Here is a 250-nt window from a genome sequence, read left to right as displayed (position 1 = left end):
ACGATGGCTGTATGATTACATTTGGGGCAGCTGGGATGCATAGATAAGAAATCATTGAAGAAACGGTCGTAGGCCGTTTGAAGACCTTGATAAAAACGGGTACTGCCTAAGTGCGACAAGGCGAGAAGAAAGTCTTTATTATTTGGGGAGAGTAAGGTATAATTCATTATGTATTGGTGAGAGAGAAAAGAAGACAGGGGAGCGTGAACTCCAATGCTGTCGCCTTTTCTCTCTTTCTTTCTGTCAGATT

1 protein-coding gene is annotated in these 250 nt (G+C 42.4%); it reads right to left on the bottom strand.

What is annotated here, in order from left to right:
- The coding region (locus ACYQ4S_RS13010; RefSeq protein ID WP_459771606.1) for a hypothetical protein at positions 1-250 on the bottom strand (250 nt) is incomplete at both ends.

It is taken from the genome of Alkalibacterium sp. s-m-28, from assembly GCF_054658175.1.
This window is presented reverse-complemented; position numbering and strand designations above follow the sequence as displayed.